General features: G+C 70.7%; 6 protein-coding genes. 2 read left to right on the top strand and 4 right to left on the bottom strand.

The annotated features are described in order from the left end of the window. Positions 1 to 95: 95 nt before the first annotated feature. A complete protein-coding gene (locus tag AC08OJ_RS14825) occupies positions 96 to 1,577 on the bottom strand; it encodes an ATP-binding cassette domain-containing protein (protein WP_476596013.1) in 1,482 nt (493 codons plus the stop codon). Continuing rightward, a complete protein-coding gene (locus AC08OJ_RS14820; RefSeq protein ID WP_476596012.1) occupies positions 1,543 to 3,846 on the bottom strand; it encodes an ABC transporter permease subunit in 2,304 nt (767 codons plus the stop codon). Before AC08OJ_RS14820 ends, AC08OJ_RS14825 begins: the two co-directional genes overlap by 35 nt. 390 nt (positions 3,847 to 4,236) lie before the next feature. Here AC08OJ_RS14820 and AC08OJ_RS14815 point away from each other — a divergent pair, with 390 nt between their 5' ends. Both AC08OJ_RS14815 and AC08OJ_RS14810 read left to right on the top strand, forming a co-directional pair. Further along, positions 4,237 to 5,199, top strand: a complete 963-nt coding sequence (locus AC08OJ_RS14815; RefSeq protein ID WP_476596011.1) for a CAP domain-containing protein — start codon at positions 4,237 to 4,239, stop codon at positions 5,197 to 5,199. A 326-nt stretch (positions 5,200 to 5,525) separates the two neighbouring features. After that, positions 5,526 to 7,040 carry a glycoside hydrolase family 26 protein gene (locus AC08OJ_RS14810; RefSeq protein ID WP_476593503.1) on the top strand — a complete coding sequence of 505 codons (1,515 nt, stop codon included), beginning with the start codon at positions 5,526 to 5,528 and terminating at the stop codon, positions 7,038 to 7,040. Positions 7,041 to 7,113: 73 nt separating this feature from the next. Here AC08OJ_RS14810 and AC08OJ_RS14805 read toward each other — a convergent pair whose 3' ends face one another. Both AC08OJ_RS14805 and mshB read right to left on the bottom strand, forming a co-directional pair. Beyond that, complete coding sequence (locus tag AC08OJ_RS14805; protein ID WP_462186202.1) at positions 7,114 to 7,338, bottom strand: DUF1918 domain-containing protein; 225 nt, start codon at positions 7,336 to 7,338, stop codon at positions 7,114 to 7,116. Positions 7,339 to 7,390: 52 nt separating this feature from the next. Then, positions 7,391 to 8,314, bottom strand: coding sequence for an N-acetyl-1-D-myo-inositol-2-amino-2-deoxy-alpha-D-glucopyranoside deacetylase (mshB, locus tag AC08OJ_RS14800; RefSeq protein ID WP_476596009.1), 924 nt, complete (start codon positions 8,312 to 8,314; stop codon positions 7,391 to 7,393). Positions 8,315 to 8,409: the final 95 nt, after the last annotated feature.

The raw sequence follows: 8,409 nt of genomic DNA, 5'->3' as shown, positions 1-8,409 counted from the left end.
TGCGGAAGACAAGCCTAGACATCCTGCGCCGGGCCGCCTCCTGACTCTGAGGCACACGCTGACCCGGGTCAGGCACGCGCTCGTACTGACCCGGGTCAGACACTGGGGCCGCTGAGGGCGCCATCGCCGGAGTCCGCCGGCCGCCCGGGTGACAGATAGGCGCCGAGCAGGACCTCCCGGTCGGCACGGGCCTGGGCGGCGGTGCCCGACCAGGCGAGGGCCCCGTGCCGCAGGACGTGCACCCGATCGGCGATCGATAGGGCGCTGCGGACATGCTGCTCGACGAGGATCACGGCGAGCCCGTCGTCCGCGGTGGCGCGCACCGCCGCCAGCAGACGGTCCACGACGCGCGGCGCGAGGCCCAGCGAGAGCTCGTCGGCGAGCAGAACCGTGGGCCGGCGCGCCAGGGCGCGCGCGAGGGTCACCATCTGCTGCTGCCCCCCGGAGAGCAGCCCCGCCCGCCGATCGAGGTGCTCGGCGAGCTCGGGGAAGACCGCGAGGGCGAGGTCCGGGTCGCATCGACCGACCCGGAGATTCTCCCGGACGGTGAGGTCCATGATGACCGAGCGTTCCTCGGGAACCAGGCTCAGGCCACGCCGGCACCGTTCGTGCAGCGCGGCGGTCGTCACGGCCCCGGCGAGCAGGACCTCGCCTCCCGCTGACGGGATCGCGCCGGCCAGCGCCAGCAGTGTCGTCGTCTTGCCGGCACCGTTCGGGCCGAGCAGGGTCACGACCTCGCCGGCGTGCACCTCCAGGTTGAGGTCGCGGACCACCGGGCCGTTGCCGTAGCCGGCGGACAGGCCCCGCGCCGCCAGCACCGCGGGGCCGGCCGCGAACCGGGCCGGGTCCGTCAACCGAGCCGGATCCGTCAACCGAGCCGGGACCGCCGCCTCCCCCAGGCAGGCGACCCGCACTCGGGGGTCGTCGCGCACCCGCTCCGGCGTCCCCTCGGCGATGCGCTCCCCGGCGTCCAGCACGACCACCCGGTCGCAGACCCCCATGACCACGTCCATGTCGTGTTCGTTGAGCAGGATGCCCAGCCCCCAGTCGTCGGCGAGCCGACGCAGCAGGCCCGCGACCTCCGCGCTCTCCGATTCGTCCAGCCCGGCGCACGGCTCGTCGAGCAGCAGCACGGCGGGGCGCGCCGCGACAGCCCGGGCGATGGCCAGCAGCCGACGGCGACCGTAGGGAAGCTCCGCCACGGTGCGCAGGAGATCGTCGCGCAGCCCGAAGGCGTCGACCGCGGCGACCGCGGCCGGCTCGAGCGGACGTCCCCGGGGGAACAGCAGGTCGGTGAGATAGGCGCGGGTGTCCCGGCGGTCGCTGGCCGCCTGGATGTTCTCGATGACCATCAGATCGTCGAACAGCTCCAGGTTCTGGAACGACCGGCTGATGCCGGCGCGGGCCCGCCGGTGCGCCGGCAGACGGTCCAGCCGGACGCCGCCCAACGTCATCGACGTGACCGAGGACGGGGTGTAACCGGTGATCGCGTCGATGACCGTCGTCTTGCCCGCGCGGTTCGGGCCGATCATCCCGACGATCTCACCGGGTTCCGCCCGCAGGTCGACCGAGCGCACCGCGGTGACCGCGCCGAACCGGACCGTCAGACCCCGGACCGACAGGACGGCAGGCGCGGCGGGCGTGGCGCCGAGCAGGCGAGCCAGGCGGGCGGCATCGGAGCGGCGGCGGCGGGCGGTCGCGGCGGGGACGTGGCGGTCGTGGAGCAGCCGGGCGGCGCGGGCGTTCTCCGGCGCCATGCCCCCACCCGACCGGGACAGCACGACGACGAGGACGATCCCGCCGATCAGCGGCACGTAGCGGTCGAGCTCGGCCAGCCAGTCCCGCACCCATCCGCCGAAGACCGCGGCGACCAGGGCGGCGCCGGCCGCGACGGCCGCGACGGCCCAGGGAGCGTACCGGGCGGCGGCGCCGAGCCGGCGGCGCGCTGACGAGCGAGGCACCGGAGGCGAGGCCGAGCAGCCCGGCGAGGGCCGCCACGACGACCCGCAGCAGCACGCCGAGCCGGGCGAGCAGGTCGCCGACCCAGCCGCCGAGCCGGGTCGCGAGCGCCCCGGCGGCCATCGTCGCCCCGGCGAACGCCCCGCTGACCCAGCCGACCCCGCCGACCACCGCGTAGGCGATAAGCATGATCGACGAGAACGGCGCGAAGGCGCCACCGCCGTAGTCGATGTTCCCGCGCTCCCCGTAGACGTAGAACGCGTAGAGCACCCCGCCGAATCCGGCGATGGCCGCCGACAGCGCGAAGGCGTAGAGCTTCGCGCCGACCACGCTGATGCCGAGCGCGGCGGCGGCCCGCTCGTTGGTCCGTACCGCGATCGGCCGCCGGCCCGCGCGCCCGCGTCGCAGGTTGGCGACGGCCAGCGCGACGAGGACGAAGGCGAGGACGGAGACGGTCGCGAACCCGCGGGGGTTGGCAACCTTGTCCAGCTCGATGCCGAGGAACGTCTGACGGCCGACGACCGTGCCCTCCGGGGAGGCCAGATCGCCGAACAGCGAACCGATGGAGTCCGCGCTCCTCGGCGCCGGGGAGTGGTAGCCGCGCTGGAACAGCAGAGCGTCGACGGCGGTGCCCAGGCCCAGGGTCACCACCGCGAACTGCAGGCCCCGGGTCCGCAGCGCCGGCAGGGCGAACAACAGTCCGACCGCGGCCGTGCCGACGACCCCGACGAGCATGGCCGCTTCCAACGGCCAGCCGCGGGTCGCGACGAGCCGTCCGGCGATCAACGCCGCGATGCCGGAGAAGGCGAGCTGCGCCAGGGACAACTGCCCGGTGAACCCGACGAGCACGACGACGGACAGGATGACCAGCGCCCACAGGGCGTTCGCGTCGACCCAGTCGACCGGCAGCAGCCACCAGATCGCCGCCAGAGTGGCCGCCACGGTGACCGCGAGGGCGCGCGGATGCACCCGGCCGCTGCCGAGGGCAGGATGACGTTCGGCGAGGTGGCCGCGTTCGGGTATTCCCCGCCCGCGGATCGCGAGGTAGAAGACGATGACCGCCAGCGGCACGGCCCGGTCGGCTCCGCGCCACCAGGGATGCTCGGCGACCAGCTGGAACTGGGTCTCCACCTCGACGACCCCGAGGGCGAGCCCGCCCGCCAGCACCATCGGGAAGGAGCGGAACCGCGCGACCAGCGCGACCGCCAGCGCCGGGACGATGAGCAGGAGCAGGTTCGCTGAGGACAACGGGTTCTGCAGCGGCGCGAGCAGGACCCCGCCGAGACCGGCCAGCGCGCTGCCGGCGCCCCAGGCCGCGGCGGCGACGGTGTCCGCCGACCAGCCGAAGGTCGCGGCGGCCCGGAGGTTCTCCGCCGCCACCGTCGCGGCGAGGCCCACTGTGGTGAACCGGAACACCGCCCAGAGCCCCGCGACCAGCACGGCGACCACGGCCAGCCGGACAAACACGGACACGCCGACGGGCTCGTCGAACAGCGTGATCCTGCCGGTCGGCAGCACCGTCGGGGAGGTGCGCACGGCACCGGCGAACATCAGCGTCAGCGACGACTGCAAGATGATCAGCAGACCGAGCGTCGCCATCAGCCGCAGCAGCGAGGTCGCCTCGCGCAGCCGCCGCATCACCAGCAGGTGGAACACGACCCCGATGGCGGTCGTCGACAGCACGGCCAGCGGCGCCGCGAGGCCGAGCGGCAGCCCCCACCCCGCATGCAGCCCATGGAAGGCATAGGCCGCCCAGGCCAGCAGCGCGCCCTGGGCCAGGTTGAGCACACCGGCCCCACGGGCGATGACCACCACACCCGAGGCCACGAGGGCGTAGAGCGCGCCCGTGCCCAGGCTGAGCAGGGCGTAGCCCATGACGTCGTTCAACGGCGGCCCACCCTGCTCCGGGCACCGCGGAACGGCGCCTCGATCATCCCCTCAGTGGCCCCCCACCAATGGTCGCCGGCCCTCCTCGATCGCGATGAGCGGCGTGAGCCCACCGGAAAATTCGCAGCCAGGCCATTGATCACGTAATCATGGCAACCGAGGTGACGGTACGACCGGACAGACCGACAAGGCAATCAAACCAGCCACAACAGCCACCGAACCCCACAACGGCCACCGAATCCCATGAGAGCTACCGAACCTCGCAAAAGCCACCCAACCCCACGGATTGGCCAGGGGTGACGGAACGCGGACACACCGCGGAACGCCCGGGATGGCACCATCGGACGAACGCTCGATGGCGGACGAACACGGCTACAGGGGTGGAAACGGATGAGGGACCTGGTACCTGGCGCGAACGGGCCGTTGCCTCCCGGCCCTGTCTCGGTCCGGCTCGCCGGTCCCTTCGACGTCTGTGCGCTCGTCACCGGCGCGAACGGCAAGGTCGCCGCGGACAGCGACTTCGTGTTCTACAACCAGTCGAGAGCACCGGGCGTGGCGCTCTCGGGCAGCGCGGTGACCGTCGATCCGGGCCGGCTGCGCCCGGGCGCCGAACGTGTCGTGATCGCCGCCAGCCCCGAGGACGGTACGACGCCCTTCGGACGGCTGCCAGCTCTCGCCGTCACCATCCATAATGATCATGATGCCCTCATCGCCCGCTTCGCGCCGCCGCCGTTGTCCCGCGAGACCGTGGTCACGCTGGTGGAGATCTACCGGCACGGCCCCGCGTGGAAGATCCGGGCGGTGGGGCAGGGGTACGCGGACGGCCTCGCCGGTCTCGCCCGGGACTTCGGAGTCGCCGTCGACGACGGCGGCAACGGCGACCAAGGCCAACACGACCAGGGCCAACGCCGTGCCCCAAGCCGGTACCCCGACTCCACGGGTCGGGGTACCGGGGAGGGCGGTCTGACCCTCGTGCTCGCGCGGGTCGTCACGCTCACCAATGCCGAGCGCGCCCGGGAGGGTCTCGCGCCGCTGACCGTCGACGACCGTCTGGCCGCTGCCGCGGAGGCGCACAGCGTGGACATGGCGACCCGTGGCTTCTTCGCGCACACCAGCCCGGAGGGACGCACGGTGTCCGACCGGGTGAGCGCCCTGGGCTACCGCTACGCCCAGGTCGCCGAGAACATCGCCGCCGGCCAGAACAGCGCGGACGAGGTGGTGACGGGATGGATGAACAGCCCCGGCCACCGGGCGAACATCCTCATCCCGCGGCTGCGCCAAATCGGCGTCGGGCAGGCCACCGGCGGCGAATCCAGTTTCTACTGGACGCAGGTCTTCGGTACCCTGCTCTGACCGTCGGTGCTCTGACCACTGGCACTCTGCCTGCCGGGTCGAACGGATCACGATTTTCCTGCGCCGGTCCCAAAGAACCGCCAGAACCGGTGACATCGCCGCCGCAGGCGAAAAACCTGCGCAACCCGGCTGCGCACGTTCCGCCGGAACCGATGGGAAAGACAACGTCACAAGTCTTCGCCCACGCCTGGAGAAGTCCGCGTCGAATCTCCGGACAACGGCGTTCGGCCATGCCCGCGAACCACTGATCTAGCGTCCTTCCTGGTTGAGTCAGCTTTCATCGACAAGCTCGACATGCGTTCCACAACCCAGGACAGGACTGGAGAATGCGTACAGAGGATCAACGGGACGGGACGGCGTCCCAACCCAGGAGATATTCGAACGGCCGTCATGCGCGGACTCGAGCACGTCGCCACCGGCTCGGCGGTCTGCTGCTCACCCTCACCGTGGCCTTGGTGACCGGGGCGTTGACCGGACCTGCCCGTGCGCAGACCCCGACGATCATCGAGGACGGCACCATCGGCACCGGCACCAACCAGGTCTCCTACTCGGCGGGGTGGGCGAAGTGCAGCGGCTGCATTACCTCTCCGAACAACAGCTTCTACTACTCGGCGACCGCCGGTAGAGTTGCCACGATCCGCTTCAGTGGAACGCAGGTCAACCTCTACGGCGCCAAGGGCCCGATCGGGGGATTCAGCACGGTTCGCCTGGACGGCGGCCTGCCCACCAGCGTCGACACCTATTCGCCGAACGCGACCATCACCCTGCTCTACAGCTCGGACAAGCTCACCGCCGGCACGCACACCCTGACGCTGACGAACACCGGGCAGCGCAGCACCTCCTCGAGGGGCAACAACGTCGGTTTCGACCGGGCGGAGATCACCACCGGAGCGAACCCGCCGCCGGCCCCGCCGTCCTACGCCGGGCCCCGCTCGGGCAAAGGGTGGCTGACCGGCACCTATCCCGACCCGGTGATGAACCAGCAGAACCTGGAGTCGTTCTGCACCTGGCGCGGCGCGCCCTGTGACTTCACCCTGCTCTACACCACCCGGAACAACTGGGGGAACGTCAGCCAGCCGGTGGACCTGCTGCGGACCTTCGCCACCTGGCCCGGCCGGTTGATCATCTCCATCCCACCCTTCCCGGAGAACATCGGCGCCAGCAACGAGACGTGCGCCACCGGGGCCTACGACGAGTACTGGAAAACCTTCGGCCGCGTCCTGAACGCCTACGGCCGGCAGAACTCCTACCTGCGGCTCGCCTGGGAGGGCAACGGCAACTGGTACGAGTGGTCCGCCACCAACCCCACGGCCTACATCAACTGCTGGCGCCACGTCGCGGACGCCATCAACTCGACCGCGGAGCCGGACCCCATCCTGTGCTGGTGCCTCAACGCTCACTACTCGCAGAACCCGCCGAGCCACAACCCGATCGACATGTACCCGGGTGACGCCTGGGTGGACGGGGTCGGCCTCGACGCGTACGACCACTGGCCGCCGTCCAGGACGAAGGCCGAGTTCGACGCCCAGGCTAACGCCCCCGGTGGGCTGAACTACTGGTTCAACTTCGCCCGCGCGCACAACAAGCTCTTCGGTGTCGGCGAATGGGGGGTGGTGAGTAGCAGCGGAAACAACGGCGGTGGCGACAACGCCAATTACGTCCAGTGGATGTACGACTGGTTCGTGGCCCATGCCGGCAAGGGGCTGGCCTACGAGTACTACTTCAACAACTGCGACCCGAACAACGTCGGTTCGAACCTGTACCGACCGCTCAGCGCCGCGTGTCTCTACCTGAACCGGCAGGCGGGCGCCCGCTATAAACAGCTCTACTCCAGGCAGTAGGATCCGGGGGTGATGCCGGGTGCCGCCCGCCGACGACGATCAGTGGGCGGCACCCCTCCCCCCGAGGAGGTCCTCAGCCGGGCCGCCGGTCGCGGCAGGGGCGTAGCTCGACCGATTCGTAGGCCGCCGGGATGTACCACGATTCGCGGCCGTCGTCCCACCGGACGATGAACGGTGGCCGGCCGCTCTCGCCGCGAATCTTGAGTATCACACCGTGGCGCTCGGTACGACCCGTTGCCGAATTACGCACGACGAGGCGGTCCCCGACCCTGGCGTACATGATGTTTCCGGTGTACATCAAGATTCCCTCCCGCGATCTGTTCGCGGCCCGTTCGCGGCCTGTTCCGACATCAGTGCGCCACCACTCCGTCGAACAGGTCGGTTTCCACGCCGGAACCCGAGCCCGGGCCCACCGTCCCCCGGGCCAGCACGAAGTTCTCGGTGGCCTTCGCTGACCGGCCGTTCCCGTCGACCAGGGCGAAGAAGAATCCGTCCACGGTCATCTGGCTGCGGTGGGCCCGCATCGCCGCGATCTTCGCGGCGAAGAAGCCCGGCGCCTCGATCGTCGTGGTGACCTTGGTATCGGGAACCGACAGCAGCATGTCCGAGGGCATCGTGATCCCCCCGGGGACCGTCTTCGCCAGGTCGGACCGCCAGATGCGGTCCACCGCGGACTCGACCGCGGAGTGGGACAGCGCCGTCTCGTACAACTTCGAGACCTGCCAGGTCGGACCCGCGTCGGGAGCGAAGTCCGGATCGGCCGCGTCGGCGAAGGCCCGGGCGGTGACGTCGTGCGCCCTGATGTGATCGGGATGGCCGTAGTCCCCGATCGCGTCGTAGGTCACCATCACCTGCGGCCGAACCTCCCGCACGATCCGCACGAGCGCCTCGGACGCGTCGTCCATGTTCGCCCGCCAGAAGCAGCGCGGGTCGTCGTTCGCGGGGCTGTCCAACATGCCGCTGTCCCGCCAACGACCGGCGCCCCCGAGGAAGCAGTAGTCGCTGACACCGAGCTCGGCACACGCCCGTTCCAGCTCCCCGATCCGGTATCCGCCGAGCTGGTCCGCGCGGTCCGCCCGCAGGTTGGTCAGCTCGGGGAGCAGCACCTCGCCCATCTCGCCCAGCGTGCACGTGACAAGGACCACCTGGGTGTCGGGATCGGCGGCGTAGCGGGCCATCGTCGCCCCGGTCGCGATCGTCTCGTCGTCGGGATGAGCATGGACGAACACGATCCGACGGGCAGGCAGTGCACCGGAACCTTGAGTAACCGGCATGGCTTGACGGTAGGGGCGACCCACGGACGGCGCATCTCGACCATCGAACCGGTAACTTACGGATACAGAGCCCGCAATAGCGCCGTTAACCCATA

This window comes from Frankia sp. CgKIO3 (genome assembly GCF_977946435.1).
This window is presented reverse-complemented; position numbering and strand designations above follow the sequence as displayed.

Excerpts from the sequence above, each read along its gene's own strand:
- AC08OJ_RS14805 (WP_462186202.1), bottom strand. The coding sequence starts at position 7,338 with ATGTACACCGGAAACATCATGTACGCCAGGGTCGGGGACCGCCTCGTC.
- mshB (WP_476596009.1), bottom strand. The coding sequence starts at position 8,314 with ATGCCGGTTACTCAAGGTTCCGGTGCACTGCCTGCCCGTCGGATCGTG.
- AC08OJ_RS14810 (WP_476593503.1), top strand. The coding sequence starts at position 5,526 with ATGCGTACAGAGGATCAACGGGACGGGACGGCGTCCCAACCCAGGAGA.
- AC08OJ_RS14815 (WP_476596011.1), top strand. The coding sequence starts at position 4,237 with ATGAGGGACCTGGTACCTGGCGCGAACGGGCCGTTGCCTCCCGGCCCT.